Genomic DNA, 15063 nt, shown 5'->3' on the forward strand with positions numbered 1-15063 from the left:
AGGAGAAGGCGTGAACGAGACGGAGACAGTGCCGGCCCCGCAGAAGGGCACGGTGCCCCAGCGCGCCATCGAGCGGATCAAGACGCTGATCGGCGAGGGGGTCCTCGAACCCGGCGCGCGGCTGCCCACCGAGCGCGAACTGGCGGCCCAACTGGGCATCTCCCGCAGCTCGATGCGGGAGGCGATCCGCGCGCTCACGGTGATGGGCGTCCTGGAGGCCCGGCACGGCTCCGGCATCTACGTCACCCAGCTCCAGGCCGGCGACCTGCTGGAGACCTTCGGTGTGGTGGCCGACCTGTCGCGGGGCCCGCGTCTGGTCGAACTGCTGGAGGTCCGCCGCATCCTGGAGTCGACGGCGACCGCGCTGGCCGCCGCCCGCATCACGCCCGAACAGCTCGCCGAGGTCGAAAGGCATCTGGTGGCGATGGACGCCACCGACGACCCGGAGGAGGTCCTCGCCCACGACCTCGCCTTCCACCGCGCGATCGCGGCCGCCGCCGGCAACGAGACCATGGCGGCCATCCTGGAGGGCCTGTCCTCGCGCACCTTCCGGGCCCGCGTCCGGCGCGGCTACCAGGAGGAGGCCGCCATCGCCCGCACCCGCCGCGAACACACCGCGATCCACCGCGCCCTCGCCGCCCGCGACCCGGAGGCGGCGCGGGCGGCGGCGGCCACGCACGTGGGCGAGGTGGAGGAGTGGCTGCGCGCGCAGGTCGGCGACTAGTACGTGCCCTCCGTTTGTGAGGGTTGACCTGTTCACCGGACCAGGGACCGGTGCCGGGCTAGCGTGCGCATGCCACTGTTTGTGTGAGAGTGCACCCAGTGCACAAGGGGGGTTGTCATCACATGCGGAGCATGCGCAGAGCACTGGCGCGACTGACGATCGCGTTACTCGCCGGGGCCGGTCTCGTCCTCGCCGGCCCGGGCGCCGCCCGGGCCACGACCACGGTCGAGATCCCGGCGGCCACCGCCGACGGCATCTCGGCGACCGTGAAGTTCTACGGCGCGGTCGTCCCACGCCACTACAACCCGGACCCCACGGCACCCTTCGGGGACCGCAAGTGCCTGAACACCTACCACGACTACAACCCGACCCCCGGCTGCGGCGGCTTCAAACTGGACGTCCGGCTGCACAACGTCCGCAACCAGCCCGGATACCTCGCCGGGCTGCGCAGCTCCGTCTACGGTTTCCAGGCCTACGCCGACACCGCGCGCACCTTCGGCTGTCTGCGCCCCGACGGCACGTTCGACCACGCCACGGGCTTCGTGGTCCGCACCGAGCGGCAGGCCCTGCTGCCGACGTACTACTACACGGACGCGAACTGGATCATCCACCAGCACCGCGAGTACCCCGACCAGGACTTCGGCCCGCACTTCTACATGAACTTCCCGGCCGTCGAGGTGAGCTGCCCCGAGGGCACGACCCCGACGCAGTACGGACTGAAGGTCACCAACGTCCAGGTCACCATCGCCGACGACAACGTCTTCGGCCACACGACCTGGAGCACGCCGGGGCCGTTCTACGCCTGACCTCGCCGCAGCCGGAGGGTGACCAGCTCGAAGGGACGCAGGCGTACGGTCATCCGCTCGCCGTCGACCACGGGCGCGGCGGCCTCCGGCAGCGGGCGTTCCAGCAGGTCGGTGACCGTGACGCCGGTGACCTCGAAGCCGGCGGTGAGCGTGGCCCGGGCCCGGCCGCCGTGAGCCTCGTGGAAGCGGACCACCACGTCACCGCTGCCGTCGTCGGCCAGCTTGACGGCCGTGATCACAACGGCGTCCTGGTCGACCGTGACGAGCGGCGCGACGTCCTGAGCGCCGGTCGTCACGCGCTCGGGCAGGTTGATCCGCCACCCCTCCCGCACCGCGTCGCCGATGCCCGCGCCGGGCACGAGGGCGTGCCGGAAACGGTGCACGCCCTGGTCCGTCTCGGGGTCCGGGAAGCGCGGGGCGCGCAGCAGGGAGACCCGGACCGTGGTGGTCGTACCGCCGTCGCCGTCGGTGCGGACGGCGCGGGTCACGTCGTGCCCGTACGTGGAGTCGTTGACGACGGCGACGCCCCAGCCGGGTTCCTCCAGGTGGACGAAGCGGTGGTTGCAGGCCTCGAACTTGGCGGCCTCCCATGAGGTGTTGGTGTGCGTGGGCCGGTGGAAGTGCCCGAACTGCGTCTCGGAGGCGTACCGTTCGGCGTGCACGTCGAGCGGGAAGGCGAGCTTGAGGAACTTCTCCGTCTCGTGCCAGTCGACCTCCGTGTCCAGCACCAGCCGCCGCTCCCCCGGCGGCAGCGACAGCACCTGCGTGACACGCGACGCGCCGAAGGACCGTACGATCCGCACCGACGCGCCGTCCTCACCCGGGGTGATCTCGTCGAGACCGGTCAGGTCGGTGACGGTGTTGCGGTAGAACTCGTCGACGTCCCAGGCGTCCCACATGTTCGGGAAGTCGGGGTGGAGCTGGAGAAGGCCCGCGACCCGGCCCGGGGCGACGGTCTCGCGGTCGGCCTCGATGTCGTACACGGAGACGACAAGGCCCCGGTCGTCGATCCCGATCCGCAGCAGGCCGTTGTCCAGGACGTACCCGCCCTCCTCGCGAGGGCTCACCGACGTCGCCCCTTCCGCGACCCGAACACCGGCACCGCCCGCGGGGATGCCCCGCCTGCTGTGCGGCGCGGCGTTGAAGACCAGCTCTCGCTGCCCCTCCCCCGCCAGCGCCCGCTGGGCCGCGTCGATGATCGCGTTCAGCTCGCCGGCGATCCGCTCATAGGTCGCGCGCGCCTCGCGGTGCACCCAGGCGATGGACGAGCCGGGCAGGATGTCGTGGAACTGGTGCAGCAGCACCGTCTTCCAGACGCGGTCCAGCTCGTCGTACGGATAGGGGAATCCCGTGCGGACGGCGGCGGTCGCGGCCCACAGTTCGGCCTCCCGCAGCAGGTGTTCGCTGCGCCGGTTGCCCTGCTTGGTCTTGGCCTGGCTGGTGAGGGTGGCGCGGTGGAGTTCGAGGTAGAGCTCGCCGACCCAGACGGGCGGATGGGGGTACTCGGCCTCGGCCTTGGCGAAGAAGGCCGCCGGGGTCTCCCAGGTGACGGTCGGGGAGCCTTCGAGGTCGCGCAGCCGGGCCGCCCGGGCGACCATCTCGCGGGTGGTGCCACCACCTCCGTCGCCCCAGCCTGAGGGGGCGAGGGAGTGGCGGGCGTTGCCCTTGTCCCTGAAGTTGCGGGCGGCGTGGGCGAGTTCGCTGCCCTTCATGGAGCAGTTGTAGGTGTCGACGGGCGGGAAGTGGGTGAAGATCCGGGTGCCGTCGATGCCTTCCCAGGCGAAGGTGTGGTGCGGGAACTTGTTGGTGCGGGACCAGGAGATCTTCTGCGTCAGCAGGTACTTGGAGCCCGCCGCCTTGATGATCTGCGGCAGCCCGGCGGCGAAGCCGAAGGTGTCGGGCAGCCAGGCCTCCTCGTTGTCGATGCCGAACTCGTCGAGGAAGAACCGCTTGCCGTGCACGAACTGCCGGGCCATCGCCTCCGAGCCGGGCAGGTTGGTGTCCGACTCCACCCACATCCCACCGGCGGGTACGAACCGTCCGTCCGCCACCGCCTTCTTCACCCGCGCCCACACCTCGGGCCGGTGCTCCTTCACCCACGCCCACTGCTGTGCCTGGGACATGGCGAACACGAAGTCCGGCTCGTCGTCCAGCAGTGCGGTCATGTTGGCGGTGGTACGGGCCACCTTGCGGACGGTCTCGCGCAGCGGCCACAGCCACGCCGAGTCGATATGGGCGTGGCCGACGGCGCTGATCCGGTGCGCGGAGGGTGAGGCGGGGCTGGACAGGACGTCGGTGAGGCGGGAACGGGCCCGCGCCGCCGTCCCGTTGACGTCCTGGAGGTCGATCGCGTCCAGCGCCCCCTCCACCGCCCGCAGGATCTCCCAGCGGCGGGCCGAGTCGGCGGGCAGCTCGGCCATCAGCTCGCCGAGCACCTCCAGGTCGGTCACCAGCTGCCACACCGTCTCGTCGAAGACGGCCAGGTCCATGCGGGTGAGGGTGTACTGCGGGGCGCTGCCCGCGGTCTCCTTGTCGCCCAGTTCGGTCGGCCGGAAGGGGTGGTGGCCGAGGATGACCGGGTTGGAGGCGGCCTCGATGTGCAGCCGCACCTCCTCACCGCCCTCGACGGGCGCGCCGATGCGCACCCACTGGTTGCGTGGGTTCAGGCCCTTCACCGGCGTGCCGTCGGGCCGGTAGACCAGGCCCTCGCACTGGAAGCCGGGCATGTTCTCGTCGAACCCCAGGTCGAGCAGCGCCTCGACGGTCTTTCCGGCCCACGCCTCGGGGACGGTGCCGGTGACGCGGAACCAGCTGGTACCCCAGGGGGCACCCCACCGGGCGCCCACCTCGACGGGCCGCGGCTCGGCCGCAAGGCCCTCGGCGACCGGCACCGGCTCGTCGGGGGCGTGCCACACCGCCACGTCCAGCGGTACGGACTCGGGGTACACGGCGGGGCGGACGCGTTCTTCGAGGACTCGCCTGAGGCGGGCCTCGACGAGGCTGCGGTCGTCATGCATGCGGGGCGCTCCGTGGGTCGTCGGGATCCGACGAGAGGTACAGCTTTCCTGCGGCACGCGGTTCGAACCGTCCCCGCGCCGACCTCTCGACGTGACAGCTGATGTCCGGGCAGAGTTCTCCCCACGTACTCGCCAGTAGCCCCCATACCGAGGAGCGCCCGTGACCAATTGGGTCGGACGGACCGCCGTCGAGATCGCCGCCGCCGTGCAGGAGAAGCGGGTCACGCCGCGGGAGGTGGTGGCCGGGCATCTGGCGCGGATCGAGCGCCTGGACGGACGGATCGGGGCGTTCCGTGCCGTCCGGGCCGAGCGGGCGCTCGCCGAGGCGGACGAGGTGGGCGCGCGGGCCGACTTGGCCGAACTGCCGCTCGCGGGCGTGCCCGTGGCCGTCAAGGACAATCTGGCCGTCCGGGGCGAGAGCACGCGGATCGGCTCGGCCGCGACGCCGGACGTGCCCGCCGAGCAGGACCATGTCACCGTCGCCCGGCTGCGCGCCGCCGGTGCGGTCGTGGTGGGGCTGACCAATGTGCCGGAGTTGTGTGTGTTCGGTACGACCGAGGGGGTGCACGGGATCGCCCGGAACCCGTGGGACACGACGCGTACGGCGGGCGGTTCGTCCGGCGGCAGCGCGGCGGCGGTCGCGGCGGGCATGGTGCCGATCGCCCTCGGCAACGACGGGATGGGCTCGCTGCGCATACCGGCGGCCAACTGCGGTGTCGTCACCATCAAGCCGGGGCGCGGGGTGGTCCCGGCCGGCATCAGCGACGGCGACTGGTTCGGCATGTCGGAGAACGGTCCGCTGGCCACGACCGTCGAGGACGCCCGGCTGATGCTGTCCGTCCTGGCCGGTACCGACGTCGTACGGCAGGACGCGGGCGCCACCCGAAGAGTCGCCGTCTCCCTGCGCAGCCCCCTCGCCGGCGTCACCATGGGCAAGCCGTACACGGACGCCGCCCGGGAGGCCGGCGGGGTGCTCGTCAAGGCCGGTCACCAGGTGCGGCGTGCCGACCCGCGGTATCCGGCGACGCTGAGCTTCACGTCGTTCGCCCACTGGACGGCGGGCACCTGCGTCGACTCCCAGGGGCTGGACGTGCGGCTGCTGGCCCGGCGCACGCGCGTCCACGCGGCCGTCGGGCGACGGTTCGTCCGAACCGTGCGCGTCGGCACCGGCCGGGAGGAACTGCGCCGGCGCCTGGAGCCGTTCTTCAGCGAGTACGACGTGCTGCTCACGCCCGCGCTGGCGCGCCGCTCACCCAAGGCCGGGCCCTGGCACGAGCGGGGCTGGCTGCGCAACGTGGCCGCCAACACCAACTACTCGCCGATGACTCCCCCGTGGAACCTGACCGGCTGGCCCGCGATGGCCGTGCCGTTCGGCAGTCTGCCGTCGGGCGCACCCTGCGCCGTACAGCTCGTGGGGCGGCCCGGGTCGGAGGCGGAACTGCTGGAGGTGGCGGGACAGTTGGAGGCCGCTCGCCCGTGGCAGCGGACGGCGCCGCTCGACTAGAGGGTCTTGTGCATGATGCGCAGGCTCACCCTGCCGTGCTTTGGGTGGTCGTACGCGTCCGGCACCGTGCCCAGGATCGTGAAGCCGAGGGACGTCCACAGCTGGACGGCCGGGTTGGTCTCGACGACCGCGTTGAACACCATGGCCCGGTAGCCGTGGGCCTTGGCCTCGGTCAGGATGTGCTCGGCGAGGGCGCGTCCGATGCCGCGGCCGGCCTGGTCGGGATCGACCATGAAGCCGGCGTTGGCGATCCGGGCGGCGGGGCCGCCGTAGTTGGGGGTGAGGTAGGCGGAGCCGATGACGGCTCCGTCGTCGTCCTGGGCGACGTACACGCGCTTGGCCGGGCTCATCCACAGGGCGCGGGCCGCTTCCTCGGTGGTGTCCGGGTCCCAGGTGTACGTCTCGGCGGCGGCGACGATGCGGTGCCAGAACGGCCAGATGTGCGGCCAGTCGTCGGCCGTCGCTTCCCTGATCAGCATGGGCGTGAGTCTCGCACGCCCATGCTGTCGGCGATCGCGAAGGGCTCCTGCCGGTCAGTCCACGCTGGGCAGGATGTGCGGCTCGGCAAGGTCGTCCTCGTAGCCCGCCAGGCGGATCGGGGCGGATCGGGCCCACACGTCGAGGCTGCCGATCTCGCCGGGCCGGCGGCCCGCGCGCTCCGTGCGTTCCTTGGGGCGCTGTTCGCGATTCGTCTTCTCCGGTGTCACCGCGCACTCCTTATGTGTCGGGTCACCCTCGGGGCGCGCCGGCGGCCTGCGGTCCGCTCGCCGACGCCCGTTCGGGTCTGCCATGTGCTGTTGGACGCGGTGGCGTCGGTAACTCGCGTGAGAGCAGGCCGTTGTGCACCGGCTTGTCCCGGGACGGACGATGGGTGTGGGTAGGGACCCGTTGCTGCTGTCCGTCGGGACCAGATTAACCAAATGAGCGGGGGTCCGCTCGATAGGGCTGAAAACTGCGGGTAACGATCACGAGTCATCGCGTGTACGACTGGGCTAATTTTGCGGCTATTTGTAACGAAATGGACCCATAGTGACTCACCCGACCGGCCTACCCGGGCGAACAGGACGGCGACCGACGGTCGTCGTGGCGTCGCGCAGTTCAAGTCCCGTTGGCCGATTCGCAAGGCGGCCATGATCTGCTGACGTTCGGCAACGGCTTGTCCGGCGGGAGGACTGACGCATGGAGCTGCGCAGTGTCGAAGAGCTGATGGATCTGCTGTACGCCTGCCGTGGCGCCTGGGACACCCCGGACCGCAGCGGCGACCCGGTCGACCTGCACGACCACGCGCTGCAGACGGCCGCACTGCTGCGCCGAAGTCGCCCCGCCGACAAGGAACTCCAGGTCGCGGGCCTGGTGCATGACATCGGACATCTGCTGCGGCCCGGCGACGACGCGGGGCACGCGGACCACGCCGCGGACGCGGTACGGTCCCTGCTGGGCGAACGGGTCGCCCGTCTCGTACGACTGCATGTGCCGGCCAAGCGCTATCTGGCCGCCGTCTCTCCGGAACGCGGCCTGTCCCCGCAGAGCGCCCTGACCCTGACCCGGCAGGGCGGGGCGATGAGCCCGGCCGAGGCGGCCGCGTTCGCCCGGGACCCACTGGCCGAGGACGCCGTGACCCTGCGGCAGGCCGACGACGCGGGCAAGGTCGTCGGACTCGACGCCGGGGTGCTGGAGGACTGGCGCACGGTCCTGGAACTGGTCGCGGCGCGGAACTCCCGGCTCGGAGCCGTCGACTGATCCCCACGGACGGACACCACCGGGCTCAGGCGCAGCGCGGGCTCGGCACCGTGGAATGACCTGGCGACCGGAGGCTGGACTGGGCGACTCGGGCCGACCGCGACCGCAGATCGGGCTCGGCCCATTCGGCTGTCCGCGACCGCCGACGGCTGGCTCGACGCCTTCGAGCGACCGTAGCCACCGGCGGCCGACCGCGACCACAGGCATCAGGCTCAGACCGTTGACGGTCGAAAACGCCGGGGGCCGACTCGGCGGCTTCGAATGACCGTAGCCACCGGCGGATGACCGGGCGGCTCGGGCTGACCGCGGCCGGTGGCGGTCGGCTCCGTGGCTTCGGCTGGTCGGACCGTCCGCGCCAGGATCAGCGCCGTCGGCGGCGGCGGTGGTGGACAGGCGCGGGCGGTGGGCCGGTGGGATCATGGAGCTGGCGCGCCTGTCGGCCCGCACGCCTCGGCAGCCGGGTCGGGACGCTCCGGCAGGCCGCCGTGAAGAAGGTGGCACACATGAGCGACACCACGCCGCCCGCGCGCCCCCGGCGCACCCTCGATGTCGGAGGCCTGTCCCGCACCGTCCTGTTCTTCGCGCTGGCCGTGAGCGCCCTGCTGGTCGGCGTGGCCGCGCTGCTGATCGGCATCTCCTGGATGGACCTCGTCGACAACGCCCGCCAGAGCTGGTGAGCGCGGCTCACCACTTGCCGGGCGCGTAGTCCTTCAGGAAGACGCCATAAAGATCCTCGCCCGCCTCGCCGCGCACGACCGGGTCGTAGACGCGGGCCGCGCCGTCGACCAGGTCGAGCGGGGCGTGGAAGCCCTCCTCGGCGAGGCGCAGCTTGTCGTAGTGAGGGCGTTCGTCGGTGATCCAGCCGGTGTCGACGGAGGTCATCAGGATGCCGTCGGTCTGGAACATCTCCTGGGCGCTGGTGCGCGTGACCATGTTCATCGCGGCCTTGGCGGCGTTGGTGTTCGGGTGTCCCGCGCCCTTGTAGCCGCGGCCGAAGACCCCCTCCATCGCCGAGACGTTGACGACGTAGGCGCGTCCGCTCTCCGCCTTCCGAGCGGCGTCGGCCATGGCCGGCCGGAGCTTGCTGATCAGGATGAACGGCGACGTGTAGTTGCAGAGCTGGGTCTCCAGCAGTTCCACCGGGGAGATCTGGTCGATGGTCTGCACCCAGGTGTTGGTCTCGACGACGTCCGGGACCAGGCCGCCCGCGTCGATCGCGGTGCCGTCGAGGTGCCGGGCGACGCTGGCGTTGCCCGCGACCAGCGCGAGGTCGGCGACCTTCTGGGCGTCGAGGTCGCTGGTGCCGAGGGGCAGCGCGGCGAGGCCGTCGACCGCGCCGGAGTTGAAGGCGCCGATGACGTGGTGGGCGGGGAGCTCACCGGCGGGCAGCGGGGCGCTCTCGCCGTCGACCAGGGCGGCGTAGGCGGAGGGCAGGCGGCGCACGGTCTGCGTCGCGTTGTTGACGAGGATGTCGAGGGGGCCCGCCTCGGCGACCTGGTCGGCGAGGGCCACGGCCTGGGCCGGGTCGCGCAGGTCGATGCCGACGACCTCCAGGCGGTGCATCCAGTCCGCCGAGTCGTCCATGGCCTTGAAGCGGCGGATGGCGTCCTTCGGGAAGCGCGTGGTGATCGTCGTGTGCGCGCCGTCGCGCAGCAGCCGCAGCGCGATGTACATGCCGATCTTGGCGCGACCGCCGGTGAGCAGGGCGCGCTTGCCGGTGAGATCGGCGCGGGCGTCCCGCTTGGCGCGGTTCAGGGCGGCGCAGTCGGGACAGAGCTGGTGGTAGAAGTAGTCGACCTCGACGTACCGGGTCTTGCAGGTGTAGCAGGAGCGCGGGCGCTGGAGTATTCCCGCGATCGTGCCCTCCTCCGTGCGCGACGACGGCAGCAGGCCCTCGGTCTCGTCGTCGATGCGCTGCGCGGAGCCGGTCGCCGTGGCCTCCGTGACCGCCTTGTCGTGGGCGGTCTTGGCGGCCCGGCGCTCCTGGCGGCGGCGCTGCTTCACGGTGCGGTAGATGCCGGCGGTGGCCCGGCGCACGGCGATCGCGTCGGGGTGGTCGACCTCCAGCTTGTCGAGCTCCTCCAGCACGCTCAGGCAGACGGCGAGCCGCTCCGGGTCGATGCCGGGCCCGTACACGACCTCGTCCGTGATCGCCGAGCCGTCCTCTGTCACCGTCATCGCCGCTGCCGTTCCCTGGATCTGCCGTCGCGGCGCTCCGGTCGCGCCCGCATTCGAACGGCAGATTTTACGGAGCGCCGGGCCACACCGCCAAACCCGTCATGATCAGGGCGCACAGGCCTTGATCAGCGTCTCCAGCTCGTCCGCCACCGCCTGGGCGAACCGGTCCAGGTCCGGTACGGCCGCCGCGTCGGCGACGAGCCCGTAGTGGACCTGCCCCCGGTACGTCGAGACGGCGACGGCGAGGGACTGGCCGGCGGCCAGCGGCGCGAAGGGGAACACCTCCGTGAGCGGGTTGCCGCCCAGCTTCAGGCCGAGGCCGGGCAGCGGCACGCTGGTGACCAGGATGTCGAACCACAGCCGCGCGGCCTGGCTGACCAGCGGCCCGCCGAGCCGGTGACCGAGCGCCGGGACGTGATCGGCGAGCAGCGCGACGGCACCCGCGCCCCGGTTGGGCCCGGCGTCCTTGTTGCGGTCCATGGCCGTGCGGACCGCGTCGAGGCGGGCGAGCGGGTCGGGGTCGTCGACCGGAAGCCGTATCAAGTAGCCCGACAGCCGGTTGCCCTGTGGGTGCGCGGTGCGCGGGCGGCGCTTGGAGACCGGGATCAGGGCGCGGGGGGCGACGCCGTCGCTGCCGTCGCCGCGTTCGTCGAGCCAGACGCGCAGGGCGCCGGCGACGACGGCGATCAGGACGTCGTTGACGGTGCCGCCGACGGCCTTGCGGATGCGGTGGACGTCGTCGAGGTCAAGGACCACTCCGGCGGTACGGCGGGTTCCGGAGGGTTCGGAGGTCAGCGCCGGCGAGGAGCGCACTCCCAGAGTGGACAGGGCGACCGATGCGCCGATGTCGAGGGCGCGGCCCACGTCGGACAGGGCGCCGCGCACCAGGCCGGGCAGTTTGCGCACGTCGGGCAGCGGGCGGCGGGGCGGCTCCGTCGGGCGGGGGCGGGACGGGGGCAGGTCCGTGGGGTCCAGGACCGCCGCCGCCAGGGTCAGGGCGCGCAGGCCGTCGGCGAGGGCGTGGTGGAACTTGAAGAGCACGGCGAACGACACGCCGTCCTCCCCGGGCAGCACATGCGCTTCCCACGGCGGCCGGTCGCGCTCCAGCGGACGCTCCATCAGCCGGCCCGCCGCCGCCTGGAAATCGGCCGTCGGGGCGTGCAGCCGGACGTGGTCGAGCGGGTCGAAGTCCGGGGCCGGCTCGCGGGCCGCGCCGCCGAAGGCCAGGGGCTGCCGCAGGTCCCGGGGCCGCCATACGTTCCGGATCCGCATCCGGAGCCCGGGCACGGCGGCGGCACGCGCGGCGAGCAGGTCGGCGGCGTGGGCGCCCGCGGCGGGCGAGTGGGACGTGAACACGCCGAGCGCCCCCAGGTGCATGGGGTGCCGGTCGGACTCGATGTTCCAGAACGCCAGGTCGAGGGGAGCGAGCAGGTCGTCAGAAGTCAATGGCTTGCCTCGCGTCGACGACGGGTGGGCCAGCAGTCAATCGCCCACGCGCGATTACGGTCAAGTACGATCAGGCTACGCACAGTTAACAGCAGATTAAGTCCCGACGCGTCGGAAAGCGGTGGGACTCACGGGGACTCATGTGACATAAGTGGTCGCGAACCAGGGGCAGGGACGGCACGGAGACGTAAGGAGCGTCACACGAGCACGCGCCGAGCGCCACACGGGACGTCCGGACCTGCCACGGAGACTCCCGGGCCCCGCGCGCGGTTCCCGGCCTCGACGCGGAGACCTCCCGACAACCACACGCGTCACCCCTGACCACGACGCGGAGACCTCCCCACACCACGCGCGGCGTCCCGGCCTCGACGCGGAGACCTCCCCACACCACACGCGGCGTCCCGACCACGACGCGGAGACCTCCCCACACCACACGCGGCGTCCCGACCACGACGCGGAGACCTCCCCACACCACACGCGGCGTCCCGACCACGACGCGGAGACCTCCCCACACCACACGCGGCGTCCCGACCACGACGCGGAGACCTCCCCACACCACACGCGGCGTCCCGACCACGACGCGGAGACCTCCCCACACCACACGCGGCGTCCCGACCACGACGCGGAGACCCCCCCCACACCACACACGTCACCCCGACCACGACGCGGCGACCTCCGGAAACCGCGCGCGCTGTGCCAGCGCGACAGTGGGGGACCTTCCGGGCGCCACGCCCGGCGTCCGGCGCGAAACGGCGAACCGCCCGGCGTCGCCCCAGGCGTCTCGCGAGGGCAGCACACAGAACGCCCGCCGCGCGACACGCGCGGAGTCCGGACGCGACACGGGAACCGCCGGACGCCGCACCCGACGTCTCTGGGCAGCACAGGGAAACGCGCGACGCGCACCGTCCCGCCGACACCGGCGAACCTCCGCCGCCGCCACCCGACGTCTCCGGGCGGCACACGGAAACGCCCGCCGCTCAGCGTCCCGCCGCCACAGGGCGAACCTCCGGCGCCGCACTCGCGCCTCTGGGCGCTACACAAGACGCTCCACATGCGTCACGGAGGCCGCAAGACGCCACACGCAGTGGCCGGCGCTGCGCTACCGGGTCGGTGGACCTCACCCAGCCTCCGGGCGCGCGCCGAAAGGGCGGGGGGCCGCTCGGAGGCCCTCCCGTACGGCGCACGAGATTGGGTCGAACGAGTAGTCGACCCTCCCCCCTCACGGCACCCGCTGCCCCTTCCCCAGTGCGATCACCCCGCCCTTGGACACCGTGTACAGCTCCGCGTCCCGCTCCGGGTTGACGCCGATCGTCGCGCCCGGGGGCACCTCGACGTTCTTGTCCAGGACGGCGCCCCGCACCACCGCACCCCGCCCTATGTGCACGTTGTCGTGCAGCACCGAGCCCTGGACGACCGCTCCCGGGTCGACCACCACACCCGGCGACAGCACGGACCGGGTGACCTGCCCCCGGATCAGACAGCCGGCGCTGATGATCGACTCCCCCGCGATGCCGCCCGCGTTGAAGCGTGCCGGGGAAAGCTGGTTGGAGTGGGTGTAGATGGGCCAGCTGCGGTTGTACAGGTTGAACGCGGGGCGCTCGGCGATGAGGTCCATGTGGGCGTCGTAGTACGCGTCGAGCGTCCCGACGTCCCGCCAGTAGCCCTGATCGCGACTGGTCTCGCCGGGCACGTGGTTGTCGCTGAAGTCGTACAGGTGGGCCTCCCCGCGGCCGGTGAGCTGGGGCAGGATCGAACCGCCCATGTCGTGGACCGAGTTCACGTCCTCGGCGTCCCGCTGGAGGGCCTCGATGAGGGCCTTGGTGGTGAAGATGTAGTTGCCCATCGAGGCGAGGACGCAGTCGGGGTCGTCCGGCAGGCCCGGCGGGTCCGCGGGCTTCTCCAGGAACCGCTCGACGGTGCTGCCGTCCGAGCCCGGAGTGATCACCCCGAAGGAGGACGACTCGGAGCGCGGCACCCGGATGCCGGCCACGGTCACGCCCGCGCCGGACTCGATGTGCTGGGCGAGCATCTGGCGCGGGTCCATGCGGTAGACGTGGTCGGCGCCGAACACCGCGACGTACTCGGGCCGTTCGTCGTAGATCAGGTTCAGGGACTGCAGGATCGCGTCCGCGCTGCCCAGGTACCAGCGCGGGCCGAGCCGCTGCTGGGCCGGGACCGGGGTGACGTAGTTGCCGAGCAGGCTGGACATCCGCCAGGTGGTGGTGATGTGCCGGTCCAGCGAGTGCGACTTGTACTGCGTGAGGACGCAGATCCGCAGGATGTCGCCGTTGACGAGGTTGGACAGGACGAAGTCGACGAGGCGGTACGTGCCGCCGAAGGTCACCGCGGGTTTCGCCCGGTCCGCGGTCAGGGGCATCAGGCGTTTGCCTTCTCCGCCCGCCAAAACGATTCCCAGCACCGAAGGTCCACCGCGCCGCATCCCGCCGCCCCTCTACGCCCGTTGTGCCGCCGTGCTCTGCTCTGTCACTACCCCGCTACCCCGGATTGAGGACGTCCGCGTACAGGCGGGCCGTGCGCCGGGCGACCGTGTCCCAGCCGAACTCCCCCACCGCCCGCTCCCGCCCCGCCTCACCCATCCGCCGGGCACCCTCCGCGTCGGCGAGCAACGCGTCCAGGGCGCGGGCGAGGCCGGTCTCGAAGTCGTCGTCCACGGGCACCAGCAGGCCGGTCTTGCCGTCGGCGACGACCTCGGGGATGCCGCCGACCTGGGAGGCCACGACGGCGGTGCCGCAGGCCATGGCCTCCAGGTTGACGATGCCGAGGGGCTCGTACACCGAAGGGCAGACGAACACCGCCGCGTGCGTGAGGAGTTGGATCACCTCCGGGCGGGGCAGCATCCGGCGGATCCAGTGCACGCCGTCGCGGACCCCGCTCAGCTCCTCGTACAGATCACGGAACTCGCGGTCGATCTCGGGCGTGTCGGGCGCGCCCGCACACAGCACGACCTGCGCCGACGGGTCGATGTGGCGCACCGCGCGCAGCAGTTGGGGGACGCCCTTCTGCCGGGTGATGCGGCCGACGAACAGCACGTACGGGCGGGCCGGGTCGACGCCGAGGCGGTGCAGGACGTCGGTGCCCGGGTCGGGCCGGTAGAGCTCGGTGTCGATGCCGTTGTGCACGACGTGCACGCGGGCGGGGTCCAGCGCCGGATAGCAGGTGAGGATGTCCTCGCGCATCGCGCCCGATACGGCGATCACCGCGTCGGCGGCCTCGATCGCGGTGCGCTCGGCCCAGCTCGACAGGGCGTATCCGCCGCCGAGTTGCTCGGCCTTCCAGGGGCGCAGCGGCTCCAGGGAGTGGGCGGTCATCACATGCGGGATGCCGTACAGGAGTTTGGCGAGGTGGCCGGCGAGGTTGGCGTACCAGGTGTGGGAGTGGACGAGTTCGCGGCCCTGCAGCGCGGCGGCGACGGAGAGGTCCACGGAGAAGGTGCGCAGGGCGTCGTTGGCGCCGTCGAGAGTGGGCCAGGGCCGGTGGCGGACCACGCCCTCGCTGCGGCCCTCGCCCCAGCAGTGCACCTCGAGATCGACCAGGGAGCGCAACTCCCGTGCGAGGAACTCGACATGGACGCCCGCGCCGCCGTACACGTCCGGCGGGTACTCCCGGGTCAGCAGTCCCACTCGCACC

At 72.0% G+C, this 15063-nt stretch carries 12 protein-coding genes; 5 read left to right on the forward strand and 7 right to left on the reverse strand.

Going from position 1 to position 15063, the window contains the following annotated elements; genetic code table 11:
* The first annotated feature begins 10 nt into the window (after positions 1-10).
* Both I2W78_RS02920 and I2W78_RS02925 read left to right on the forward strand, forming a co-directional pair.
* Positions 11-724, forward strand: a complete 714-nt coding sequence (locus I2W78_RS02920) for a FadR/GntR family transcriptional regulator (protein ID WP_196456655.1) — start codon at positions 11-13, stop codon at positions 722-724.
* 131 nt (positions 725-855) lie between these two features.
* Positions 856-1530 carry a hypothetical protein gene (locus I2W78_RS02925; protein ID WP_196456656.1) on the forward strand — a complete coding sequence of 225 codons (675 nt, stop codon included), beginning with the start codon at positions 856-858 and terminating at the stop codon, positions 1528-1530.
* Here the strand turns inward: I2W78_RS02925 and I2W78_RS02930 are convergent.
* Entirely contained in the window at positions 1521-4547 is a 3027-nt protein-coding gene (locus I2W78_RS02930) for an alpha-mannosidase (RefSeq protein ID WP_196456657.1), read from the reverse strand. The genes I2W78_RS02925 and I2W78_RS02930 overlap by 10 nt on opposite strands.
* A gap of 160 nt (positions 4548-4707) precedes the next feature.
* Between I2W78_RS02930 and I2W78_RS02935 the strand changes: the two genes are divergently transcribed.
* On the forward strand, positions 4708-6051 hold the full coding sequence (locus I2W78_RS02935) for an amidase (RefSeq protein ID WP_196456658.1): 1344 nt from the start codon (positions 4708-4710) through the stop codon (positions 6049-6051).
* On the opposite strand, the gene I2W78_RS02940 is transcribed toward I2W78_RS02935, so the two are convergent.
* On the reverse strand, positions 6048-6530 hold the full coding sequence (locus I2W78_RS02940; protein WP_196456659.1) for a GNAT family N-acetyltransferase: 483 nt from the start codon (positions 6528-6530) through the stop codon (positions 6048-6050). The two genes, I2W78_RS02935 and I2W78_RS02940, sit on opposite strands and share 4 nt — an antisense overlap.
* A 54-nt stretch (positions 6531-6584) precedes the next feature.
* Positions 6585-6758 carry a hypothetical protein gene (locus I2W78_RS02945; protein WP_107082809.1) on the reverse strand — a complete coding sequence of 58 codons (174 nt, stop codon included), beginning with the start codon at positions 6756-6758 and terminating at the stop codon, positions 6585-6587.
* Positions 6759-7230: 472 nt separating this feature from the next.
* Here I2W78_RS02945 and I2W78_RS02950 point away from each other — a divergent pair, with 472 nt between their 5' ends.
* Together I2W78_RS02950 and I2W78_RS02955 are read left to right on the forward strand one after the other, a co-directional pair.
* A complete protein-coding gene (locus I2W78_RS02950; protein WP_196456660.1) occupies positions 7231-7791 on the forward strand; it encodes an HD domain-containing protein in 561 nt (186 codons plus the stop codon).
* A 503-nt stretch (positions 7792-8294) separates the two neighbouring features.
* The gene (locus I2W78_RS02955; protein WP_196456661.1) at positions 8295-8468 is read left to right on the forward strand and encodes a hypothetical protein; all 174 of its coding nucleotides are present in this window, start codon (positions 8295-8297) and stop codon (positions 8466-8468) included.
* Between the two features lie 7 nt (positions 8469-8475).
* On the opposite strand, the gene I2W78_RS02960 is transcribed toward I2W78_RS02955, so the two are convergent.
* From I2W78_RS02960 to glgA, 4 genes are all read right to left on the reverse strand, one after another.
* Positions 8476-9969, reverse strand: coding sequence for an SDR family NAD(P)-dependent oxidoreductase (locus I2W78_RS02960; RefSeq protein ID WP_196456662.1), 1494 nt, complete (start codon positions 9967-9969; stop codon positions 8476-8478).
* A gap of 105 nt (positions 9970-10074) precedes the next feature.
* Positions 10075-11415: a wax ester/triacylglycerol synthase family O-acyltransferase gene (locus I2W78_RS02965; protein WP_196456664.1), complete on the reverse strand. Its 1341-nt coding sequence runs from the start codon at positions 11413-11415 to the stop codon at positions 10075-10077.
* A 1219-nt stretch (positions 11416-12634) separates the two neighbouring features.
* Positions 12635-13855, reverse strand: coding sequence for a glucose-1-phosphate adenylyltransferase (glgC, locus tag I2W78_RS02970; protein ID WP_196456666.1), 1221 nt, complete (start codon positions 13853-13855; stop codon positions 12635-12637).
* Positions 13856-13910: 55 nt separating this feature from the next.
* Positions 13911-15062, reverse strand: coding sequence for a glycogen synthase (gene glgA, locus I2W78_RS02975; RefSeq protein WP_196456668.1), 1152 nt, complete (start codon positions 15060-15062; stop codon positions 13911-13913).
* Between the last annotated feature and the right edge of the window lies 1 nt (position 15063).

The sequence above is a fragment of the Streptomyces spinoverrucosus genome (genome assembly GCF_015712165.1).
GTDB classification, from domain to species: domain Bacteria; phylum Actinomycetota; class Actinomycetes; order Streptomycetales; family Streptomycetaceae; genus Streptomyces; species Streptomyces spinoverrucosus_A.